The sequence below is a fragment of the Pseudarthrobacter cellobiosi genome (assembly GCF_023913815.1).
Classification (GTDB): Bacteria; Actinomycetota; Actinomycetes; order Actinomycetales; family Micrococcaceae; genus Arthrobacter; species Arthrobacter cellobiosi.
This window is the reverse complement of sequence record NZ_JAMXBK010000019.1, coordinates 19,520-41,424: the sequence shown is the minus strand read 5'-3', so window position 1 is coordinate 41,424 and position 21,905 is coordinate 19,520. Positions and strand designations below refer to the sequence as shown.

Annotated in this window: 17 protein-coding genes; 4 read left to right on the top strand and 13 right to left on the bottom strand. The window is 65.2% G+C overall.

Features of this window, described 5'->3' with window-relative positions; translation table 11 throughout:
- Positions 1–9 precede the first annotated feature (9 nt).
- Positions 10–900, top strand: coding sequence for a LysR family transcriptional regulator (locus NG701_RS04910; protein ID WP_252565017.1), 891 nt, complete (start codon positions 10–12; stop codon positions 898–900).
- A 35-nt stretch (positions 901–935) separates the two neighbouring features.
- On the opposite strand, the gene NG701_RS04905 is transcribed toward NG701_RS04910, so the two are convergent.
- The 6 genes from NG701_RS04905 to NG701_RS04880 all read right to left on the bottom strand — a co-directional run bounded on the left by NG701_RS04905 (position 936) and on the right by NG701_RS04880 (position 9,717).
- Positions 936–3,764: an AAA family ATPase gene (locus NG701_RS04905; protein ID WP_252565016.1), complete on the bottom strand. Its 2,829-nt coding sequence runs from the start codon at positions 3,762–3,764 to the stop codon at positions 936–938.
- A gap of 61 nt (positions 3,765–3,825) precedes the next feature.
- Entirely contained in the window at positions 3,826–4,650 is an 825-nt protein-coding gene (locus NG701_RS04900) for a 1,6-dihydroxycyclohexa-2,4-diene-1-carboxylate dehydrogenase (protein WP_252565015.1), read from the bottom strand.
- Positions 4,650–6,224, bottom strand: a complete 1,575-nt coding sequence (benC, locus tag NG701_RS04895; protein ID WP_252565014.1) for a benzoate 1,2-dioxygenase electron transfer component BenC — start codon at positions 6,222–6,224, stop codon at positions 4,650–4,652. Before benC ends, NG701_RS04900 begins: the two co-directional genes overlap by 1 nt.
- A 125-nt stretch (positions 6,225–6,349) precedes the next feature.
- Entirely contained in the window at positions 6,350–6,886 is a 537-nt protein-coding gene (gene benB, locus NG701_RS04890) for a benzoate 1,2-dioxygenase small subunit (protein ID WP_252565013.1), read from the bottom strand.
- 40 nt (positions 6,887–6,926) lie between these two features.
- On the bottom strand, positions 6,927–8,309 hold the full coding sequence (gene benA, locus NG701_RS04885) for a benzoate 1,2-dioxygenase large subunit (RefSeq protein WP_252565012.1): 1,383 nt from the start codon (positions 8,307–8,309) through the stop codon (positions 6,927–6,929).
- Positions 8,310–8,592: 283 nt separating this feature from the next.
- Positions 8,593–9,717 (bottom strand): mandelate racemase/muconate lactonizing enzyme family protein, encoded by a 1,125-nt coding sequence (locus NG701_RS04880; RefSeq protein WP_252565011.1) that lies wholly within the window; start codon positions 9,715–9,717, stop codon positions 8,593–8,595.
- A 438-nt stretch (positions 9,718–10,155) separates the two neighbouring features.
- Between NG701_RS04880 and hrpA the strand changes: the two genes are divergently transcribed.
- Complete coding sequence (gene hrpA / locus NG701_RS04875; protein WP_252565010.1) at positions 10,156–14,097, top strand: ATP-dependent RNA helicase HrpA; 3,942 nt, start codon at positions 10,156–10,158, stop codon at positions 14,095–14,097.
- 49 nt (positions 14,098–14,146) lie between these two features.
- Here the strand turns inward: hrpA and NG701_RS04870 are convergent, their stop codons facing one another.
- Genes NG701_RS04870 through NG701_RS04860 form a run of 3 tightly spaced genes read right to left on the bottom strand, consistent with a single transcriptional unit; the run spans position 14,147 to position 16,637 of the window.
- Positions 14,147–14,575, bottom strand: a complete 429-nt coding sequence (locus tag NG701_RS04870) for an HIT family protein (RefSeq protein WP_056343343.1) — start codon at positions 14,573–14,575, stop codon at positions 14,147–14,149.
- Positions 14,572–15,753 (bottom strand): NAD(P)-dependent alcohol dehydrogenase, encoded by a 1,182-nt coding sequence (locus tag NG701_RS04865; RefSeq protein WP_305884418.1) that lies wholly within the window; start codon positions 15,751–15,753, stop codon positions 14,572–14,574. The genes NG701_RS04870 and NG701_RS04865 overlap by 4 nt, the downstream gene beginning before the upstream one ends.
- Positions 15,750–16,637, bottom strand: coding sequence for a sulfurtransferase (locus tag NG701_RS04860; protein ID WP_252565009.1), 888 nt, complete (start codon positions 16,635–16,637; stop codon positions 15,750–15,752). Before NG701_RS04860 ends, NG701_RS04865 begins: the two co-directional genes overlap by 4 nt.
- 99 nt (positions 16,638–16,736) lie before the next feature.
- Here NG701_RS04860 and NG701_RS04855 point away from each other — a divergent pair, with 99 nt between their 5' ends.
- Positions 16,737–17,816 (top strand): PLP-dependent cysteine synthase family protein, encoded by a 1,080-nt coding sequence (locus NG701_RS04855; protein WP_252565008.1) that lies wholly within the window; start codon positions 16,737–16,739, stop codon positions 17,814–17,816.
- A gap of 4 nt (positions 17,817–17,820) precedes the next feature.
- On the opposite strand, the gene NG701_RS04850 is transcribed toward NG701_RS04855, so the two are convergent.
- Complete coding sequence (locus tag NG701_RS04850; RefSeq protein WP_252565007.1) at positions 17,821–18,477, bottom strand: MBL fold metallo-hydrolase; 657 nt, start codon at positions 18,475–18,477, stop codon at positions 17,821–17,823.
- A 110-nt stretch (positions 18,478–18,587) separates the two neighbouring features.
- Here NG701_RS04850 and NG701_RS04845 point away from each other — a divergent pair, with 110 nt between their 5' ends.
- The gene (locus NG701_RS04845) at positions 18,588–19,070 is read left to right on the top strand and encodes a Fur family transcriptional regulator (RefSeq protein ID WP_252565243.1); all 483 of its coding nucleotides are present in this window, start codon (positions 18,588–18,590) and stop codon (positions 19,068–19,070) included.
- 44 nt (positions 19,071–19,114) lie between these two features.
- Here NG701_RS04845 and NG701_RS04840 read toward each other — a convergent pair whose 3' ends face one another.
- From NG701_RS04840 to NG701_RS04830, 3 genes are read right to left on the bottom strand one after another with little or no spacing between them, the layout of a single operon-like run.
- The gene (locus NG701_RS04840) at positions 19,115–19,990 is read right to left on the bottom strand and encodes a metal ABC transporter permease (protein ID WP_252565006.1); all 876 of its coding nucleotides are present in this window, start codon (positions 19,988–19,990) and stop codon (positions 19,115–19,117) included.
- Positions 19,990–20,805, bottom strand: coding sequence for a metal ABC transporter ATP-binding protein (locus NG701_RS04835; RefSeq protein WP_252565005.1), 816 nt, complete (start codon positions 20,803–20,805; stop codon positions 19,990–19,992). Before NG701_RS04835 ends, NG701_RS04840 begins: the two co-directional genes overlap by 1 nt.
- Positions 20,802–21,800 carry a metal ABC transporter solute-binding protein, Zn/Mn family gene (locus NG701_RS04830; protein ID WP_252565004.1) on the bottom strand — a complete coding sequence of 333 codons (999 nt, stop codon included), beginning with the start codon at positions 21,798–21,800 and terminating at the stop codon, positions 20,802–20,804. Before NG701_RS04830 ends, NG701_RS04835 begins: the two co-directional genes overlap by 4 nt.
- Positions 21,801–21,905 lie beyond the last annotated feature (105 nt).

Below are 21,905 nucleotides of genomic sequence, written 5' to 3'. Positions count from 1 at the left end.
GTATCGACAATGGACATCCGCCAGCTTAGCTATTTCATCGCCGTCGCCGAGGAGCGCCACTTCGGTCGAGCCGCTAAACGCCTGCACATGGCACAGCCACCCCTATCGCAGCAGATCCGGCAGCTGGAGGAGCAGCTGGGCGTGCAATTGCTTAACCGCACCACCCGCCGGGTAGACCTCACGGCCGCCGGTGAGGAACTGCTAAGCCGTGGAAGGCACATCGTCAACGCCATGGAGACGCTCCAGGCCGACGTGTACCAGGTCGGCCAAGGGGCGGCCGGCGTGCTCCGCGTCGGGTTCTCCGGTTCCTCGACCTACGGGGTCATGCCCCCCATCGTCCGCCGCGTCAAGCAGGTACTTCCCGGCTTGACCCTGGCCCTCCGCGGGGAGATGCTTACGCCGGCCATGGAAGCCGGCCTGCGGGACGGAACGCTGGATGCAGCGCTGCTGCGGCCGCCGGTCTCAGCCCCGGAGATCGAATACCGCATCGTGGGTCGTGAACAGCTGGTCGTGGCGCTGCCCTCCTTCAGCCCGCTGGCAGCGGGCCGGCCTGTGGCCGTACACGAACTCCAAGACCAGGACTTTATCGCCTATCCGCCGGAGTCGGTGCTGTACCGCACCACTGCAGATATGTGCCGCAGTGAGGGGTTCCGGCCGCGCGTCACTCAGGTGATCGGCGAAACCTCCACCATGCTCTCCTTTGTGGCCGCCGGCAGCGGAATTGCCGTCGTTCCGGAAAGTGTCCGCGCTCTGCAGCTTGAAGGCGTGGTCTACTGTTCCATCGAGGACGCACCCCAGGTGGAATTGGCAGTCGCATGGCGGCGTGACGACCGCTCGGCGTTGCTGCGCAATTTCCTCGACGTGGTAGGCCCCGCAGAGGAGGCGACCCGCCCGCGCTGACGACAAGGTGCTCCCGGCCGCGTGGAAGCAATTCTTCAGTCCGAATCCCGGAACCGGGCGGCAAGTTCGCTGCGGGAGCGGATCCCCAATTTCCCGTAGACCCGTGTCAGGTGGTATTGGACGGTCTTCTCGGCCAGGAACAGCGCACGGGCGGCCTCCTTGTTGGTGGCCCCGTCGGCCACCAGTTCGCTTACTGCCTGCTCTTGGGGGGTGAGCTGGGCCTGCGAGCGGGCAGTTGCGGAAAGCACGGGGTCAGCGGGGTCGGGCAGGCTGCCGACGTCAACCCCCGTCGCTTTGAGTTCCCGGTCGCACCGGTCTACGTAGGTGGTCGCGCCCAGGGATTCGTAAAGATCCCGGGCGACCCGCAGCACTGAGGACGCCAGGCGCTTCTTGCCGGCGCGCCGCATGCTCTGTCCGAAGGCGAAGCTCACCCGAGCCCGCAGATAGGGCCGGTTCAGCCCGCCCAGATGCCTTAGGGCTGCTTCGAAGTGCTCCCGGGCCGTGTCGGGATCACCTTGGGCGGCCACCAGGCGGCCCCTGGCCCATGCCATCCGCGCAAGGTCTGAGGGTATGTTCCGTTCCCGCCGCACCCCTTCGAAGGCAGTAAGGAAAGCATCCGCTGTGTCAAGCTGATCGGTCATCACGAGGGCGTTGACGTAGGTGTCCTGCCAGGGCCAGAAGGACACCCGCTCCCCGGTCCATCGGTCCAGCTCCGTCAACGGCTGTAGCGCTTCCAAAACGCCCTCGTAGTCCGCTCGGGCCTCATGGAAACGGGCTCGGGCCAAACTGGCCGGCACCTGCATGGCCCCATAAGTTCCCGGCTGCACGGCAGCCTGGGAGACGTAGTACCTTGCCCTGTCCCAGTCGCCGCGCATGGACCACAGTTCAGCGGCGGTCCAGTACAGCAAGGGCCGGATCAGCGGCATCTGTGAACTCTCGAGGCGCACAGATGCGCGGGCCACGGTAGCAGCGGCTGCATCCCAGTTACCAAGCACAAGATGGGTGCGGGCCAACCAGGCCTCAGCCCACAGGGAAATCCGCATCGAGCCGCCGCGGTACTCCGTGGGAGCCGCCGCTTCGAGATTCACAAGTGCTGTCTCGGCGTCGTCGAGGCGCAAGGCCAACCAGCCGGCACCCATCTGCACGCGCTGTTTCTGTGCGTTCTCCGCGGCATGGTCGAAGGCCCGTTGGTACGAGGCCTCGGCCTCCGCCAAGCGGCCCTGCGCGTACAGGCCCAGCCCGTAAATGGCCTCCGATTCGATGTGCGCGGGCGTGCCGGGTTCCGCCAGGGACATCGCCCGCTCGGCCCAGCCGGTGATGAGCGGACCGTCCCAGGAGGCCAGTCCGTGCAGCACCAGGCGCTGGGCCACCTGGGCGGCGGCAGCCGGATCCCGTTCCGGATTGCTGGTCCGCCAGGCCATCTCCAGCAGGGACTGGGCGCTAAGGTTTTGCCCCGACGCGGTGGAGAGATAGCCCAGCACAGACGAACGCAGCGGGGAAGACGGCATGGCGTCAACGGCGGCAGCCCACATCTGCGCCTGCGCGATGTTGCCGGAGCCTACCAGCGCATCAACGCCCCTCAGCAGCCGGTCGTTGTGCGAGCGGACGTCCGAGGAGAGCCGGGAAGCGGAAAACAACGCGGTCGAGACATCCTGCCAAGCCCCTAGGAGGGCCTGGCGGCGGGCGAACTCCTCCAGTTCAGCGGCCAGCGCCTCGTCGGCGCCCGGGGTCGCCGACACCCGGTGTCCCAGCCGTTCGCCTTCGGCCTGGACCACCTCTGCGGCACGGCGGTGCAGAGCAATCCGCCGGCTGGGTAAAATCTGTTCATAGACCGCTTCAGCAGTGCCGGGCTCGAAGAACGCCACCACGGACCGCGCCTGTTCCACTGACAGGCCCAGCAGTCCGGCGCTGTGCCCCTCGTCGAGCGCCTGCATCACGGAGGCCATGCCACTGACAGCGGAGACCTCCGTCAATCCGGCGGAGCGTCCAAGAACGGACACGGCTTCGGCTACGGCGACCAGGTGCGGCGACGCGGCACTGAGAAGGCTATGCACCCTGGCCCGCACCCGCGAGCTCGGTGGCAGGGAGGGGAACCACGTATGCCAGGTTTCCGCGGGCAGCTCACCCAGCAGCTCGACAATCGGCTGAGGCGTTCCCCCTGTGTGCCGCACGAGCCCGTGGGCGGCGGTGGCACTCAGCTCAATGCCGAATGAGCGCCGGGCGAGGTCCTGGACGTGTTGAGGCGACAGGGGCTCCAGCGGGATACGGGCAACTTGGTGGCCGGAGAGGAAACCAAGCACCCCCGCCGGGACATGCGCGGCCTGACTGGGGTCCAGAGTGACCACGAACAGGATCCGCTTGCCCCGCAGGCGTCGCATGGCAAACACCAGGATGTGAAGGCTCTCGGCGTCGAAATGCTGGATGTCGTCGACGGCAACGACCACGGAGCCGTGCGACTGCAGCCCCTCAAGGTGCGTGCTGAGGGTGGAGGCATATTTGAGGACCTGCCCAGGGTCGAGGGCGGCGCCAGGGACGGGGAACCCTGCCTCACGGTTATCCCCCTTGGCCGAGCGCAACGGTGCGGTGAGCATGAGCTGGGAATAGCCGGCAAGGGCGAACTGGGCTTCCCACTCGTCCCCCGTGGCGGAGAGCAGCCGCACTCCCCGGGCCACCGAAGAGCAGCGGTCCAGGAACAAATCGAGAAGCGCGGTCTTTCCCGACCCGGGCGGGCCTGTGAGCACGACAGTGCGCACATGGCCCTTTCGCACCGCGCGGAGGGTCTCCTGTAGTTTCTCGAAAACCACGGCCCGGCCCAGGAGTGGCAGCTCCGCTCCTGTGCCGCTATCGTGGGGGCCCGCCGTCATGGTCGCAAGCTTACTCCCGCGGGCCCTGTTGCCATTCCGGCGGGTTCCCGTCAAACCAGCATCAGCCGAGGTCCCCACCCGCTACCGGAAGGATGCTACCGGTGATGTAGGACGCCTCGTCGGAGGCCAGGAACACGATCGGCGCGGCCTGCTCATCGAGGGTGCCGTAGCGCTTCATGAAGGAGGACTGCACGGTCTGGTCCACGATGCCCTGGTACCACGCCTTTTCCGCGGAAGACTCCGCACCAGGCCCGCGTTGGACCTTTCTTGGCGGAGCCTCAGTGCCGCCCGGGGCTGTTGCGACGACGCGGATCCCGCGCCCGGCAACCTCCATGGCCAAAGACTGCGTCAGGGCGTTGACACCGCCCTTCGCTGCGGCATACGGGACCCGGTTCATGCCCCGGGTAGCCACCGAGGAGACGTTGACAATGGTGCCGGAGCCTTGCCCAAGCATGATTGGAAGCACGGCCCGGCAGGACCAGAGTGTAGGGAACAGCGAGCGGCGGATCTCCTTCTCGATTTTCTCCTCGTCGTACTCTTCGTAGGGGCGGGCCCAGATGGTGCCGCCCACATTGTTGACGAGAACATCCACCCGCCCGTAGGCGGCAAGTGCTCCGTCCACCGCCTGTTGCGCTCCGGTAAAGGTCTCCAAGTCAGCGGTCAACGACGTGGCGTTTCCCCCCGAGCCGGACAACTGCGCTCCGTCCTTAATTCCGAGGGCAACCTCGTGCACCAGTTCGGCCCGGTCCACGAGAAAGACAGAGCCCCCTTCAGCCCCGATCCTTTCTGCCACCTTCTGCCCGATGCCCTGGGCCGAGCCCGTCACGATCGCCACTTTGCCGGCGAAACGGCCAGGAGAGAGGAACTGCCCGTGCGGCGCCGGCATCAGGAATCAGCCATCTTGGCGTCGATCGCCCCGGACATGGTTTCCTTGGCTTCACGGGTGTGGGCCATGATGACCTGGCGTGCGCGTTCTTTATCACGGCGCTCGAACGCTTCCACGAGGTCCAGGTGGTCCTGTGTGACGCGCTCAAAGATCTCGGTCCCCTTCTCGAAAGTCGCCGCCATCTGGGCATGGACATCGAGCCGGCGGTAGGACTCCAGGAGCATGGGGTTGTCGCAGATCAGGAAAAGGTACTCGTGTAAGGCCTCGTTGGTCTGCACGTATTCTTCAGGGTCTTGAACCGTGCCGGCGCCCACGGAGCGGGTGGTGGCCTCGGCACGCCGGCGGAACTGTTGAAGTTGTTCCTCGCTGAGGCGACCAAGCATCAGCTCGGTAACTGCGAGCTCAAGGCCCATGCGCGCTTCAAGGTGGGCGTAGCTGTCTTCCTTGCGAAACTCCAGCCGGCCGGTCTCCAGGGAGGAGATGGCCTGGGCGCGGCTGATCTTGTCGCCCTCAGCCTCGATCTGCTGTACGGGGGCCGGGGCACCCGTCTCGGCGTCACCGCCGGTGGTTTCCTTCGGGGCGAACCGCTCAAAGTAGAAGTTGGCCGGCTGGACATTCTCGACGTCCAACCACTTTGAGACTGCATTGACCATGGGGGGCGGGCCGCACAGGTAGACATCGACGTCGCCGTCGTTGAGGTGGGCGGGCTCGATAATCTGGGTCACGTAGCCGGTGTGCGGGGCCGAGGTGCCCGGATCGGAGGCGATGTAGTCCCAAGTGAAGTTTGGCAGTTTCGCTTCGAAGGCCCACAGCCAGTCGAGCCCGACGATGTCCGCTTCACGGGTGACACCGTAGATCAGGTGCACCGGCGTGGCAGGCGGGTTGTCGGAAAGTTTCGCCAGGATTGACAGGAGGGGGGCCAGGCCGGTGCCCCCTGCCAGCAGGAGCAAGGGTCGCTTCGGCTCGCGCAGGAAGAACGATCCGTAGGGTCCCGTGAATTCGATGGTGTCACCCACCGCCGCCCGGTCGCGCAGGTACTCGGACATCGCGCCCTGGGGGGTGATACGCACCATGAAGGATGCATCGTCCACGCCGGGGCCGTTGCTGAAGGAGTACGAGCGCTCTGCGTCCGTTCCGGGGACCTTGATATTGACGTACTGGCCGGGCAGAAACGCCAGGGCCTCCCGGTCCTGCACGTCCAGCGTGAAGGAGATCGTGGATTCCGAGTGCTTGTTGAGCTCTTTGACGGTTGACGTGAACGTGGCGGCCGAGGTCTTCGCGGATTCCGAAGTTGCCGGGATCTGGATGGACAAGTCGGATTCCGGGACGGCCTGGCAGGTCAGCATGTAACCCTTCTCCAGCTCCTCCTCGGTCATGGCGTCGTCGATAAAGTCTCCCGGATCGAAGGAGCCGGAGTCGCAGAAGGCCTTGCAGGTGCCGCAGGCACCGTCCCGGCAGTCCGACGGGATGTTGATTCGCGCCTTGTAGGCGGCGTCCATGACGGTCTCGTAGTCGCCGACCTTGATGACCTTGGTGACGCCATCCTCGAAGCTGAGGGCTACCTGGTGGCCCATAATTTCCTCCTGGCTGGGGTCGCGTCCCTGCGACCCGGAAAAGTTTTTGCGGTGTGCTCGATCGAGCGGTGCGGTAGGCAGGATCCCGGACTGTGCCCGCCGGAGCAGGCACAGTCCGTGGGCCGTCAGACCATGTAGACGTCCACCACGTGGTGGATGTAGTCGTTCTTGAGAACGACTTTCTTTTTTAGGATCACCGGCTTTTCGCCTGAGAGATCAATCGTGTAGAAACTGGTCCCGAAGTAGGTGTCAGTCGTGTTGTAGCGGAAGTACAGCGTGAACCAGTTGAAGCGGACCTTGACCTGGTCGCCGTCGTGCTCCATCACTTCAATGTCCGTGATGTTGTGCCCGGTGCGGGGCTCGGGCAGGGAGGTGGCCGAGGACCGGTCGGTCTTGATGCGGAATACGCGGTCCTCGATGCCGCCGCGGTTGTCATAGTAGATCAGAGAGATTTCGTTCTGGGGATCCGTGGTGAGGCGGTCATCAACGTCCCACGCCGGCATCCAGAATTCCGAGTCCGGGTGGTAGCACTCGAGCCACTCGTCGAACTGGCGGTCGTCCAGCAAGCGGGCTTCCTTGTACAGGAACGCGCGCACGCTCTCAAGGGTGGCGATCTCCTCAGCGGTCTTGAACGCCGTCACGGGGTTGAGCAGGTTGGCCATGGTGTTCAGCACTCTTTCTGTAATTTGGAAGTTGTCTTGGTCAGGCAGTGACGGGAACGGTTTCCTGGGCGGAGCGTTCCTCTTCCGTGAGAGCCTTGTCCATTACTTCCTTCCAGTACCCGTGCTGGATGGGGTACAGCCCCTCATCCTCGGTGCGCACACCGGACGCGATGACCCGGGTCATGCCGAGCGCTGTGGCCTGCTCGTCCGGGCCGGCGATCTCGTGGGTGGAACCACGGGTCATGTCGTTCCAGGGAGCGGCGGTGGCCCAGTACGTCTTGTTGCAGGAGCGGAACTCCTCCAGGTCATCGGGGGTGGCCATACCGGTCGCGTTGAAGAAGTCCTCGTACTGGCGGATACGCTTCGAACGGTTCTCCTGCGACTCGCCCTTTGGGGCGATGCAGTAGATGGTGACCTCCGTCTGGTCCGCGGAGATGGGACGAAAGTGGCGGATCTGCGAGGAGAACTGGTCCATGATGTAGACGTTGGGGTACAGGCAGAGGTTGCGCGAGATGTTGATCATGAAGTTGGCCATCTCCTCGCCGTACTTCTCCACGAGCTCGTCGCGGCGGTCCCATAGCGGACGGTCCTGCGGGTTAGTCCACTCCTGCCACAGCAAAAGGTGCCCGTGGTCGTAAGAATAGAAGCCGCCCTTGACTTTGCCCCACTTGCTGGCGTCCATGGCCTTGGTCGTGTTGGCGGAGTCGCCGGAGTTGCGTCGGGCGGTGGTTGCTGCGTAGTTCCAGTGCACGGCAGTGACGTGGTAGCCGTCAGCGCCGTTCTCCGCCTGGACTTTCCAGTTGCCGTCATAGGTGTAGGTCGAAGCGCCCCGCAGGACCTCAAGCCCTTCGGGTGACTGGTCCACGATGGAATCGATCACCTTGGTAGCGTCGCCCAGATGCTCCTCCAGCGGGAGGACGTCCGCGTTCAGGGAGCCGAACAGGAAGCCCCGGTAGGAATCGAAACGGGCAACCTTCGTGAGGTCGTGGGAGCCCTCCTTGTTGAAGGTCTCCGGGTATCCGGCATTGCGGGAGTCCTTGACCTTCAAAAGCTCGCCGGAGTTCTTGAAGGTCCAGCCGTGAAACGGGCAGGTGAAGGTGGTTCGGTTGTCGGTCTTGCGGCGACACAGCATCGCGCCACGGTGCGAGCAGGCGTTGACGATGCAGTTGAGCTTTTCATCCTTGTCCCGCGTGATAACGACGGGAGTGCGCCCGATGTAGGTGGTGAAGTAGTCGCCGACGTTGGGGACCTGGGACTCGTGGGCGAGGTAAACCCAGTTGCCTTCGAAGAGGTGCTTCATCTCCAGCTCGAAGATTTCCTTGTCGGTGAAAATCTCGCGCTTGGCTCGGATGACGCCGTTCTCTCGGTCATCGATCACGGCGTCAGCAAGGACTTCACGGACATGTGACAGGTTCTCGGTCATGATGTGCTCCTTCTTTGGAGTGTGCGGGGGCCGGGGTGGGCGGTCCGGAGACCAGGCTCCAACCCAGGCGGCAAAGGGTATATAGCCATTCTTCACGCCGGTGGCCGCGCTCACATCAGGCAAACCCCTAGTCAGGACCAAGGGTCGTGCTAATTTCATCGTGGGACCCCTATGAGGGCTGATCAATAGCCTGCGGGTCCTAATCCAGCGCCGGCCGGGCAGAGCGCATAGACCCGCGGCACCGGCAACGGCTGGCCCGCCCTCACCGCGTCGCGGGAAGGACTTAAACCGTGGAGCTCAGCGGAGGGGTGTCGAGCCGGTACCTGGCAAGTTTTTCAGGGTCGATGTCGATACCGATTCCCGGGACCTGCCGCGCCAGCAGCCTGCCGCCCACGATCACAAGTGGTTCGGCCAGGAGGTCATCGGTCATGTCCAGGAAGTTGGACAACTCGCCTGCCCGGCGCGTAGTGGACTTGTATGCGGCACCGAAGGTGACTGTGCAGAGGGTGCCGATCTGGCCGTCGATCTGATTGCCCATCACCACTTCAGCGCCAAGGCCGTCGCATTCGAACAGAACGCGCTGGGAGTGGGAGAACCCGGTTCGCGCCGTCTTGATGCTGACCGCGTTCGCGGCTCCGTTGAGAAGTTCGCGGGTGACCTGGCCGGGGTTCGTGGCACTTTCATCTGCGACGAACGGGACGGGGCAGCGCTCCACGAGCCACTTGCGTCCGAGGACGTCGTCGGCCGGGCAAAGCTCTTCAGCGAGCGTAAGGTCCAGATCAGCCATCGCATTGAGGGCGCGCAGGGACTCGGACGGCGTCCACCCGCGGTTGCCGTCGATGTAGAGTTCGACGTCCGGGCCGAGCTCTTCCCGCAGGGCACGGCATACGTCCACGTCCAGGCTGAGAGGCATGCGGCCCACCTTTACCTTAAAGGTGGTGATTCCGTAGGTATCACGCATGCGCTCGGCCTCGGCCACCATTTTGGCAGGTTCGTCGAACCCGAGCATGTGGCTGACGCGCATGCCATCGGAGTAGCCGCCGAGCAGCGCCGTCACGGGCTGACCGAGTGTCTTGCCGATGACGTCCCAGATGGCCATGTCCACCGCGGACTTGGCGGTTGGATTGCCAACGGTCCTGTCCATGACCGCATGCACCTGCTCACGGTCTAGAACGGACATCCCCAAGATCTGGGGCGCAAACAGGGTCTCGATCACCGCGACGATGGATTCCTGGGTTTCGCCGTAGGTGAAGGGCCTCGCCGGCGCCTCGGCATACCCCACAACCCCGTCGTCACTGCACACCCGGACCAGCACATGGCATGCCGTGTGCACCTCGCCGCTGGCAAAGCGAAGGGGTTTGAGGTATGGGATAGCGAAGGGTATAGCTTCGATGGAAGTGATCTTCACGGACGTTCTCCAAACTGGCTTATCGCCATAAGCGCGGTCTAATTCAGTGGCGGCGGGGAATGCTTCCCCGAGCGGGATCTAGGGGTCGAGACCGCCCGGACAGAGGCCGGCTACTTCCGCACCTGACGCTGCTGGTTCTCCGCGGTCCCCGACGGCCGCACTCTTCGGTCAGTTCACAGCGTAGGCGCGATTTTATGAAGAAACAAAGACCTAGATTGCCCTGATTGATACGCATGGAATAACAATCGTGGTCAGCAGGCCCCATACGCCTCCCGGCGGGAAAATGTGGGCGCCACCACGGGCGTAGGCAGGCGTTCCCGCGGCGTGTATACGGGGATTCCGGGCCGCCATTGGCGCGGAACCGGACCGCCCGTTGCCAAGGCCGGGCATCCCGCCGGACCCCACAGGTATCCGGGCCCCAGTAGACTGGCTGCAGCCATGACATTTCATATCTCCTACCCTGCTGAGCTGCCCGTTTCCGAGCGCCGCGAGGACCTGAAGGCTGCCATTGCAGCGAACCAGGTGACCATCATCGCCGGCGAGACCGGCTCCGGCAAGACCACCCAGATCCCCAAAATGTGCCTCGAGCTGGGCCTGGGCGACAACGGCCTGATCGGCCACACCCAGCCGCGGCGGCTCGCAGCCCGCACGGTCGCTGAGCGCATCGCTGAGGAACTCGGTGTGGAAATCGGCCAGGAAGTCGGCTTCCAGGTGCGGTTTACCGGCGAAGTCAGCCGCGCCACCAAGGTCAAGCTCATGACCGACGGCATCCTGCTCGCAGAGATCCAACGCGACAAGCTGCTGCGCAAATACAACGCCATCATTATTGACGAAGCACACGAGCGCAGCCTCAACATCGACTTCATCCTGGGCTACCTCAAGCGCATCCTGCCGCAGCGGCCGGACCTGAAAATCATCATCACCTCGGCCACGATCGATCCGGAGCGATTCGCCAAGCACTTCGGGTCCGACGACGAGCCCTCCCCCATCATCGAGGTGTCCGGGCGCACGTTCCCGGTGGAGATCCGGTACCGGCCGCTGTCCCAGCCAGCCGGCGGGGCCGACGAGGACGCCTCCGATGACGAACTCGAAGAGGACCGCGATCCGCTCGACGCCGTCTGCGACGCCGTTGACGAACTCGCCACCGAGGCCTCCGGCGACATCCTCATCTTCTTCTCCGGTGAGCGCGAAATCCGCGATGCGGCAGAGGCACTCAACGCCAGGATCCAGTCCAACCGGCGCCTGGCCGGCACCGAGGTGCTCCCGCTGTTCGCCCGTCTGAGCCTGCAGGAACAGCACAAGGTGTTCCACCCCGGCAAAAACCGCCGGATTGTGCTGGCCACCAACGTGGCCGAGACGTCCCTGACTGTCCCGGGCATCAAGTACGTCATCGACACCGGCACGGCCCGCATCTCCCGCTACTCGCACCGTACCAAGGTCCAGCGGCTGCCCATCGAGCGTGTGTCGCAGGCTTCGGCGAACCAGCGCTCGGGCCGGTGCGGCCGCGTGTCGGACGGTATCGCCATCCGGCTCTATTCGGAAGAGGACTTCGAGTCCCGGCCGCTGTTCACGGATCCGGAAATCCTGCGTACCAACCTGGCGGCAGTCATCCTGCAGATGACCGCCATGGGCGTTGCCCGTGGGCCCAAGGACGTGGAGAACTTCCCGTTCGTCGAGCCGCCAGACTCGCGGGCAATCAACGACGGCGTTACGCTCCTGCGCGAGCTCGGCGCCTTGAATGCCGTACGGCCAGGTGACGCCAAGAGCGGCGGACTGACCGCCGTCGGACAGCAGCTTGCCCAGCTGCCGGTGGATCCCCGCCTCGGCAGGATGATTGTGGAGGCCGGCAAGCGCGGCTGCGTCCGCGAGGTAATGATCCTGGCCGCGGCGCTGACCATCCAGGACCCGCGTGAGCGTCCCACGGACAAGCAGCAGCTCGCCGCCGAGAAGCATGCCCGCTTCCGCGATGAAAACTCGGACTTCACCGGCTTCCTGAACCTGTGGAACTACCTGCAGGAGAAACAGCAGGAACTCTCGTCCACCCAGTTCCGCCGCCTGTGCCGGACCGAGTTCATCAACTACCTTCGGGTCAGGGAATGGCAGGATCTCTTCGCCCAGCTCCGCCAGATGGCCCGCCCGCTCGGGATCAGCCTGGACAACAAGCGCCTTGCCGATCCTGTGGGCAACCACGAGGGCATCCACATGAGCCTGCTGTCGGGCCTCCTCAGCCACATCGGCATCCTGGACGAGCGCAAGCGCGAATACGCCGGTGCCCGCGGCAGCCGGTTCGCAATCTTCCCCGGTTCGTCGCTCTTCAAGAAGTCCCCCACGTTTGTGATGGCTGCCGAACTCGTGGAGACGAGCCGCCTCTGGGCCAGGGTCGCAGCCAAGTTCGATCCCGTCTGGGCAGAACAGGTGGCGCCGGACCTCGTTAAGCGCAGCTACAGCGAGCCGCACTGGTCCACCAAAATGGGCGCGGTCATGGCGTACGAGAAGGTCACCCTGTACGGCGTGCCCATCATCCCGCAGCGCCGGGTCAACTACAGCCGAGTGGATCCTGTGCTGGCCCGCGAGCTGTTCATCCGGCACGCCCTGGTGGAAGGCGATTGGAAAACGCATCACAAGTTCTTCCACCGCAACCGCGCCCTGCTTCTGGAAGTCGAGGAGCTCGAGGCCAGGATGCGCCGCCGCGACCTGCTGGTGGACGACGAAACGCTGTTTGAGTTCTACGACGCCAGGATCGGCCCCGACGTTGTATCCGAACGGCACTTCGACAAATGGTGGAAGGAGGCCCGGCAGCAGAATCCGGACCTCCTCGACTACGACAAGTCATTGCTGCTCAACAACGACGCCGATGACCTGGACGAGGCCGCTTATCCGAAGACCCTGTTGCACAAGGGCTTCGAGCTGCCACTCAGCTACGAGTTCCACCCGGTGGCGCCCGGGTCACCGCCCAACCCGTCCGACGGCGTCACGGCCGAAGTCCCGGTGCTCTTCCTGAACCAGCTCGATGATGCCGCCTTCCGCTGGCTGATCCCCGGCCAGCGTGCCGAGCTCGTGGCCGCGCTGATCAAGTCCCTGCCCAAGCAGGTCCGCAAGAACTTCGTCCCCGCCCCGGATGTGGCCCGGCAGGCCGTTATTGCCCTGGAATCGGACTTTGATCCGGCGCACGATGAGCTGGAAGCTTCACTGGAACTGGCCCTGCGCCGGATCCGCGGCCACGTCATCCCGCCCGGTTCCTGGAACTGGGATGCTGTGCCATCCCACCTGCGGGTGAGCTTCAAGGTTGTCGATACCCAGGGCAAGGTGCTGGATGAGGGGAAGGACCTCGCGGCCCTGCAGGAGCGGCTGGCCCCGGCAACACGCCGCGCCATCGCGGAATCCCTGGGGGCGACGCCGGTAACCACGGCTCCGCCGTCTCGGGGAAATTCGAAGTTACCCGGAAAGACCGGCGGGACTGTACCCGCGTCATCGGCAGGCGGAAATTCAGCCGGCAGCGGCACAGGCTTCCAGGAACAGACGGGCCTGACCGAGTGGTCCTTCGGCACCATGCAGCGTCAGGTCAGCAACACCGTCAAGGGCCACACAGTCACCGGCTATCCCGCCTTGGTGGATGAAGGAACATCTGTGGCGCTGCGCGTCTTCCAGACCTCGTCGGAGCAGCTCGAGGCCATGCGCGGCGGCGTGATCCGGCTCCTGGCCCTCAGGGTACCGGCGCCTGACCGTTACGTCCTGGAGCATCTCAACAACACCGAAAAGCTGACGTTCAGCCAGAATCCGCACGGTTCGGTGTCAGCCCTTATTGCCGATTGTGCCCTGGCTGCCGTGGACAAACTGACCCCGGCGGAACTCCCGTGGGACCGGGGGTCCTTCGATGCCCTTTACGAACAGGTCCGGGCGGAACTGATCGATACCGTCTTCAGTGTGACGGCGGTGGTGGAGCGCGTCCTGGCCAGCACCCGGCGGATTGAGAAACAGCTGACGGGCACCACCAGCCTGGCGCTCATCAGCGCCCTGAACGATGTCAGGAGCCAGCTTGAGCAGCTCGTGTTCCTGGGATTTGTGGCCCGCACGGGCTACAAGCAGCTGAGCCAGCTCCCCCGCTACCTTGCCGCCATCGAGAAACGCCTCGAAAAGCTCCCCGGCAACGTCCAGCGGGATGGCCTGAGCATGGCCGCGGTCCAGCGGCTGGAAGACGATTACGACGACGCCGTGTCGGCCCTGCTGCCCGGGCGTCGGGTGGGTGCCGAGCTGACCCAGGTCCGCTGGATGATCGAAGAGCTGCGGGTGAGCCTCTTCGCCGTCGAACTCGGAACGGCCTATTCCGTCTCCGAAAAGCGGATCAGGGCTGTCCTTAACAAGGCGCTCGCGCCGGCCTAGGCCTGCCAGGCCAAGACCTGGAAGGGCCAAACCGGCGCGAGCGTCAGGCTCAGCTTGCGGGAACGAACTCCGCATAGCCCGCGGCCCGGAGCCCGGCGCGCAGCTTTTCGGCGTTCGCGTCCAGCACCGCGGGATCCGGGTTCTGGTCGGCCGAGGCGAAATCGAAATCAGCCATGGTCCTGGACGGCCACACGTGGACGTGCAGGTGGTTGATCTCGTACCCGGCCACAATCAGCCCCGCCCGCTCGGCGGGGAAGACGTCCAGCTGCACGGCACCGATCCGCCGGGCCACTTCCATCACCTTCGCGAGGGTTTCCGGGGAGGCATCGGTCCAGCGGTCCACCTCCTCGGTGGGGACCACCAGGGTGTGCCCGTCTGCAAGGGGACCCGTGGTCAGGAAGGCCGCAACGTCAGCCTCCCGCCAGACGAATCGTCCGGGAATCTCGCCATTGATGATTTTCGTGAACAGGGTGCTCATGCGTCTGCCTTCTCGGCCGGAGCCTGCAAGGTGCTGGCATCCAGCACAAACCGGTATTTGACGTCTCCTGCCACCATACGGTCGTAGGCCTCATTCAGCTGGTCTGCGCGCACCAGTTCGATATCCGCCACCACGTTGTGCTCGGCGCAGAAGTCGAGCATCTCCTGCGTTTCGGCGATCCCACCGATCAGCGAGCCTGCGTACGCGATCCGCCGCCTGATTAGGGCTCCGGGGCTGACCGGCGGCATGGCGTCGGAGGGCAGGCCCAGCTGGAACAGCGCACCGTCCACGCGCAGGGTGCGGAAGAACGGATTCAGGTCATGCGGAGCGGCCACCGTGTCGATGATGAGGTCGATGGTCCGGTCCGCGGCGGCCATGGCGTCCTTGTCCCGGGACAGAATCACTTCGTCGGCCCCGAGTTCCAGCGCGGCCGGCACCTTGCCTTCGGAGGTGGTGAAGACCGCCACCCGCGCCCCCATGGCCTTGGCCAGCTTCACGGCCATATGTCCGAGCCCGCCGAGCCCCACCACGCCCACCGCGTCGCCTTCCTCCACGTCGAAGTGCCGCAAGGGAGAGAACGTGGTGACACCTGCGCAGAGCAAGGGGGCGACGGCGGCCGGGTCCAGGTTGCCGGGCACTCGGACCACGTAGCGCCGGTCCACCACCACGACGGACGAGTAGCCGCCCTGCGTGATGGCATCCTCGTTACGTGGATCCTTGGCGCCGTAGGTCCCGATCAGCCCGTTTTCACAGTACTGTTCCAGGCCGACCAGGCAGCTCTCGCATTCGCGGCAGGAATCAACCATGCACCCGACGCCCACGCGGTCCCCCGGGGTGAAGTCAGTCACGGCCGAGCCGACGCGACTGACGGTTCCGACAATCTCATGGCCGGGGACCAGCGGATATTTCTGGCCGCCCCATTCACCACGCGTGGAGTGCACGTCCGAGTGGCACAGGCCGCAGAATTCGATGGCAATCTCGACGTCGTCCGCTTTGGGGGCACGCCGGGCAAGCGTCAGGGGCGCCAGGCCGCTTTCAGGGGAAACCGCGCCATAGGCGGCGGCCAGCAGGCCGGTGCCCGGACCGGCGCCCAGGTCCGTAGCAGGATCGGCAACAGCATCATCGTTCGGCAATACGGGGCGGGCAAGGGGCGGCGGTACGGGGCGTCCTGGGGTCATCCTTCGACGCTACCCCCGCGGGCCGCCGCATGGCCATTCGGCCGGCTGCCCGTCGCCACCGGCAGCGCCGGATTGTTGGACCATTCCGAGAAGGAACCCGGATAGAGTGCGGCCCGGAATCCTGCGATTTCGAGGGCGGCCACCTCATGGGCGGCGGTCACGCCCGAGCCGCAGTACACGGCCACCGCGACGTCGTCGCGGACGCCGAGGTCCTCGAACCGATGCCGCAGCAGGTCCGCCGGCAGGAAATGCCCGGCCCCGTCCACGTTCTCCGTTGTTGGCGCGCTCCGGGCGCCCGGAATGTGGCCCGCGCGCGGATCAACGGGTTCAAATTCGCCCCGGTATCTTTCGCCGGCCCTGGCATCCAGGAGGACGCCGGTTGCCGGCCAGTCCGCGGCTCCGGCCGCGTCGATGCTGGGCATCTTGCCTCCGTCAGGGGAAACGTCAAAGGAAACATGCCCGACGGCGGCGTCCACGGGTCCGGTGTCCAGCGGCAGTCCGGCGTCCTGCCAGGCGGCCAGACCGCCGTCGAGCAGGTACACGTCCTGGAACCCGGCGTTGCGGAGCATCCACCAGAGCCGGGCGGCAGCCATGTTGCCGCTGTTGTCATAGGCCACCACAACGTCGCCGTTGTTGATCCCCCAGCGCCTGGCAGTTTCCTGGAATTCCGCGTCTGTGGGCAGCGGGTGCCTGCCGCGGGCCGGGGTGGCCGGCGTGGCCAACTCGGTGGCGAGGTCCACAAAAACTGCCCCCGGGAGGTGGCCCCCAAGGTAGTGTTCCCGGCCGTGCGGGTCCCCCAGCGCCCAGCGGACGTCCAGCACCACGGTTCGCTGGCCGGCGGCGAAACGCGCCGCCAAAGCCGGGACAGCCATCAGTGGACCCATCGTTCTCCTTGCAATTGTGCTTGTGTGGTGTGCAGTCGCTGATCCAACTCTAGCTCCGGCAGAACGGCTGGCAGGGAGCGCCGCCGGTAGGCTGGTCCGGTGAAGAACGCGAGCGCGGACCGGGCCTGGGCTGACGAGGCCATCAGAAAAATCAATGCAGAAAACAACCGGTCCGCGGATACCCATCTCTACTCGGTACCGCTCCCGCAGCACTGGGGCGTCCAGCTGTACCTCAAGGACGAGTCCACGCACCGTTCGGGGAGCCTCAAGCACCGGCTGGCCCGCTCTCTGTTCCTCTTTGGCCTGGTCAACGGCTGGATCCGCGAAGGTACCACCATCGTGGAGGCTTCCAGCGGAAGCACCGCGGTCTCGGAGGCATATTTCGCGCAGCTCCTGGGGTTGCCGTTCGTAGCGGTCATGACCCGCACGACGAGCCCGGAGAAGATCGCGCTGATCGAACAGTTCGGCGGCTCGTGCCTGTTGGTTGACCATGCCTCAGAGGTTTATGCCGCGGCGGCGGACGTCGCTGCCACGTCCAACGGCCACTACATGGACCAGTTCACCTACGCGGAGCGGGCCACGGACTGGCGCGGCAACAACAACATCGCGGAGTCCATCTTCGGTCAGCTGGCGCTGGAGGAACACCCGGTCCCCCGCTGGATCGTGGTGGGTGCGGGGACCGGCGGCACCAGCGCGACCATCGGCCGCTACCTGCGCTACCGCGGCCACGACACGCGCCTTGCGGTGGTAGACCCGGAGAATTCAGCGTTTTACCCCGGCTGGGTGAACGGGACTGGTGGAGCCAGCACCGGCCTGCCGTCCCGGATCGAAGGCATCGGCCGCCCGCGGATGGAACCGAGCTTTGTGCCCGCCATCATCGACCACATGATCCAGGTTCCCGATGCCGCCTCCATCGCAGCCATGCGGCACCTGCGCACCGTCGCCGACCTGCACGCCGGACCGTCCACCGGCACCAACCTGTGGGGTGTCTGGCAACTCGTGGCGGAAATGGTGGCACAGGGACAGCGCGGTAGCATTGTGTCGTTGATGTGCGACGGCGGCGACCGCTATGCGGGCAACTACTACAATCCGGCGTGGCTGTCCGGCCAAGGCCTGGACCCCGAGCCGCATGAGGATGTCATCCGCCGGTTTTTCGAGACCGGCGTCTGGAACGCGTAGCTGATCAGACCTCCACCGATTCCCGCGGGGCAAGGCGGGTGTACTCGGTGCCGTATTTCCGGCCCAACCGGGCAACATGGGATTCTGCGACCTTCAGGCCCGTTTCGTTGAGCAGCCCATCGTGGATCTGGAACGCACGCGGGGCCCGGACGGCGATAACGAAGTCCACCACCTCGCTGACCTTGCTCCACGGTGCGTGGAGCGGAACCAGCAGCGTCTGCACGCTGAGGCCGTCGGGGATGATGAAAGAGTCCCCCGGGTGATACACGTTGCCGTCCACCAGGTAGCCGATGTTGGCCACTATGGGAACCTGCGGGTGGATCAGTGCGTGCTGTCCGCCGAAGCTGCGCACGTTGAAGCCGGCCGCGTCAAAACTGGAGCCGGGTTCAACCGTGTGGATCCGCACTGCAGCCTGCGGCGCTTCCTCCCGCAGATGGGCGGCCACTCCGGCCGGCGCGAAGACCGCCAGGACGTCAGAGCGGCTCAGTGCGTTGACCATGGCCGGCACATCCACATGGTCGGCGTGCTCGTGCGTGATGAGCACGGCCTGCGCCCCGGCCAGGGCTTCGGCCGTCTCGGAGAACGTTCCCGGATCAAGCACCAGCACCCCGCCGTCCTTCTCAAGCCGGACGCACGCGTGGGTGTATTTTGTCAGCTTCATAGCGCCAGCGTAGGGTCCGGCCCCAAGCCTGTCCAAGGGGCGTCCGGCTGTTCAGCCCCGGCTGGTAATCTTGATGATTGCCACCGTCCCTCAGGGAAGCGAGTACCTTCATGCCGTTCGGCACCAAAGCTGACGCCACGCCGTCGAACGCTGCATCCGGCGCAGGCACCGTCAGTGTGCCCGGCAAGGAGCAGCGCGTCACCAAGCAGCGTGTGGCCGTCAGCGCTGCCCTGGACGAGCTGGATGACTTCGTCAGCACGCAGGAGCTATACCGCATCCTGCAGAACAAGGGCGTCTCAGTTTCCCTGGCAACGGCGTACCGGATCCTGCAGTCCCTCGCCGACGACGGTCTCGTGGACGTGCTGCGCAACGGCGAGGGCGAAGCCGTTTACCGGCGCTGTGCCGTGACCGGGCACCATCACCATCTGCTGTGCCGCAACTGCGGGAAGGCCGTGGAAGTCGAGGCCCCGGCGGTGGAAACCTGGGCCTCCCGGATCGCCACCGAACATGGCTACACCGAGGTGGCGCACACCGTGGAGATCTTCGGCCTGTGCCCGGAGTGCACAGCCCTCAGGGCCGCCGGCAAGCTCTGACGGCCTGCGCCGCCGCAACCTGAAGCATCCGGCGTGTGCCCGTGTCAGCGGGCGTGGACCAGCCGGCCGTTGATGCCCTTCTTGGCCCGGACACTGCCGACGACGCGGCACACCACGTATATCAGGAATGACAGCGTGGTGACGTAGGGGCTGATGGGGATCCGCCCGCCCAGGGCAAGCAGGATTCCGCCCACCGTGGCCGTGACGGCGAAAACAACGCTGAGCGCCACCACGGCCACGGGAGCGGACGTCACGCGGAGCGCCGCCGCTGCCGGGGTGATCAGCAATGCGAGCACCAGGAGTGCACCCACCACTTGGATGGACAGCGCTACGCTGACTCCCAGCAGCACCATAAAGATCAGCGCGAGCGTCCGCACGGGCACCCCGCGGGCCTCTGCCAGTTCGGGATCAACGCTGGCAAAGTTCAGCGGGCGCCAAATGGCTGCCAGGGCCGCAATGACCAGCACGGCGGCGCCGGCGAGGACCTGGAGCTGGACGGTGTCCACGGAGACGATCTGCCCCGTGAGCAGGCCGAATTTGTTGGCGGCACGGCCTTCGTAGAGCGAGAGGAACAGGATGCCGAGCCCCAGGCCGAACGGCATGATCACCCCGATGATGGAGTTTTTGTCCCGTGCCCGGACCCCCATCAGGCCCAGGAGCAGCGCCGCCGCCACCGAGCCGATCAGCGAGCCAAACACGATGTCCGAGCCGATAAGGAGCGCAAACGCTGCCCCGGCGAAAGAGAGTTCGGAGATGCCGTGGACGGCGAAGGCCAGGTCCCGTTTCATCACGAAAGTGCCCACCAGCCCGCCGAGCAGGCCCAACACGGCCCCGGCCCAGATCGAGTTCTGGACCAGCAGCAGCAGCTCACCGTAGTTCTCGAAGCTGAAGATCGCTCCGATGATGCTGTCCGCATCCATCAGGCCACCTCCCCCGCCGTTGCGTGGACATCGGCATGGTGGTGCGTGGTCGCGTCGGGCAGGCCGACGACGACGATGCGCCCGTTCGCGTGGATGACCTCCACATGGCTGCCATAGAGCTCAGACAGGACCTCAGTGGTCATGACCTCTTCCGGGGTCCCCACGCGGAACCGCCCGCCGGCCAGATACAGCACCCGGTCAACGTAATCGATGATGGGGTTGATTTCGTGGGTGACAAAAACCACCGCGCTGTTCTGGGCGTGGCACTGCTTGTTGATCAGCGCGCTGACGGCCTGCTGGTGGTGCAGGTCCAGGGACAGCAACGGTTCGTCGCAGAGGAGGACCTTGGGGTCCGTGGCCAGCGCCTGGGCCACCCGGAGGCGCTGCTGCTCGCCGCCGGAGAGCTGGCCCACCGGGACTTTGGCGTACTCACTGGCGCCCACCAGTTCCAGAAGCTCATCGATCCTGCGGTTTGCCCCGGACCTGCCCAGCCGCAGCCCCCAGCGGTGGCCATCCACACCGAGCCCCACCAGGTCCCGGGCACGCATGGGGGTGTCCGGAGCAAAGGATTTCTGCTGCGGAATGTAGCCGATCAGCTTGCTGCCCCGCTCCACGGGACGGTCGCCCAAAGTGGCCCGGCCGGACTGCAGTTCCTGAAGGCCCAGGAGAACCTTGAGGAAACTGGTCTTTCCGCTGCCATTCGGACCCAGAACAGCGAAGAACTCACCGGGCCTGATATCCAGGTCGAGATCCTCCCACAGCAAGCGTTTGCCGAACTGCAGGGACGCCCCGCGGAGGCTGACCACCGGTTTCAACTATTTTTCTCCAAAACTTTGCTGACGTTGTCAACATTGTCCGTCATCCACTGCAGGTACGTCTTGCCTTCGGGCAGGGTTTCGCTGAAGTCAATGACGGGAACGCCGGCTGATTCGGCTGCCTTTTTCAGCGCCTGCGTCTGTGGTCCCTCTGTCTGCGCGTTGTAGGCGAGGAATCTGATGTCCTTGGATCCTGCCAGCTCCGCGGCGGCCTTCAGCACGGCTGGCGGAACGTCCGAGCCTTCCTCGATCGCGGCTGTGTAGTCGGCCGGAGTCCTGTTCTCCAGCCCTGCTGCCTCGAGCAGGTACAGTGGGACGGGTTCGGTCACGGCCACGGCTGCGCCTGTTCCGTTGGCCTTCAGTGCGGCGAGTTTGCCGGCCAGGCCGTCCACCCCGGCTTTGAAGGTTGCGGCATTGGAAGTGAACAGGGCGGCTGAGCCCGGTTCCAGTTCACCCAGCTTGGCCGCAAGTAAATCAGCGAGCTTGCCCATGGCATCCAGGCTGTACCAGGCGTGTTCGTTGAATGCACCGGGCTCGTGCGCGTGTTCGTCGGCTGATTCGCTAACCGACGGCGACGTTTCGGCGTGCGCTTCCTCCGGCGCCAGGCCGCCTACCTCCACGGCCGTGACGATATTGCTGTGCGCGATGTTGCTGTCGTCGGCCATCTTGTGGAGGAAGGCGTCGTAGCCGCCGCCGTTCTCGATCACCAGTTCCGCTTTGGACACCAGCAGCCGGTCCTGCGCGGTGGCCTCGTACGAATGCGGGTCCTGGCTGGTCTTGGTGATGATGGAGGTGACGTTGACCTTGTCCCCGCCGATGATCGCGGCGATGTCCCCGTACACGTTGGTGGAGGCCACAACGTCGACGACGCCGACGGATGAGTCGGCGCCGGACGTCGCCGACGGTGCGCCGCCTCCGGAGCCGCAGGCGGTGAGCAGCAGGCTCACCCCGGCGAGGGCTGCGAGGGACGTTCGGATGGCGGCGGGGTGGCGCACGGAAACCTCAGTTCAGTACAGGGATGGACTTTTGCGTCTCCAAAAAGCTTACATCCAAATGTGAATGATTCCTATTTAGGATAGCCGGGCCGGTCCCTTCCGTAC

Excerpts from the sequence above, each read along its gene's own strand:
- hrpA (WP_252565010.1), top strand. The coding sequence starts at position 10,156 with ATGACATTTCATATCTCCTACCCTGCTGAGCTGCCCGTTTCCGAGCGC.
- benA (WP_252565012.1), bottom strand. The coding sequence starts at position 8,309 with ATGACCGAGAACCTGTCACATGTCCGTGAAGTCCTTGCTGACGCCGTG.
- NG701_RS04870 (WP_056343343.1), bottom strand. The coding sequence starts at position 14,575 with ATGAGCACCCTGTTCACGAAAATCATCAATGGCGAGATTCCCGGACGA.
- NG701_RS04865 (WP_305884418.1), bottom strand. The coding sequence starts at position 15,753 with ATGACCCCAGGACGCCCCGTACCGCCGCCCCTTGCCCGCCCCGTATTG.
- NG701_RS04860 (WP_252565009.1), bottom strand. The coding sequence starts at position 16,637 with ATGGGTCCACTGATGGCTGTCCCGGCTTTGGCGGCGCGTTTCGCCGCC.
- NG701_RS04905 (WP_252565016.1), bottom strand. The coding sequence starts at position 3,764 with ATGACGGCGGGCCCCCACGATAGCGGCACAGGAGCGGAGCTGCCACTC.
- NG701_RS04850 (WP_252565007.1), bottom strand. The coding sequence starts at position 18,477 with ATGAAGCTGACAAAATACACCCACGCGTGCGTCCGGCTTGAGAAGGAC.
- NG701_RS04900 (WP_252565015.1), bottom strand. The coding sequence starts at position 4,650 with ATGCCGGCGCCGCACGGGCAGTTCCTCTCTCCTGGCCGTTTCGCCGGC.
- NG701_RS04910 (WP_252565017.1), top strand. The coding sequence starts at position 10 with ATGGACATCCGCCAGCTTAGCTATTTCATCGCCGTCGCCGAGGAGCGC.
- NG701_RS04840 (WP_252565006.1), bottom strand. The coding sequence starts at position 19,990 with ATGGATGCGGACAGCATCATCGGAGCGATCTTCAGCTTCGAGAACTAC.
- benB (WP_252565013.1), bottom strand. The coding sequence starts at position 6,886 with ATGGCCAACCTGCTCAACCCCGTGACGGCGTTCAAGACCGCTGAGGAG.
- NG701_RS04845 (WP_252565243.1), top strand. The coding sequence starts at position 18,588 with ATGCCGTTCGGCACCAAAGCTGACGCCACGCCGTCGAACGCTGCATCC.
- benC (WP_252565014.1), bottom strand. The coding sequence starts at position 6,224 with ATGGGCCACCAGGTAGCCCTCAGCTTCGAGGATGGCGTCACCAAGGTC.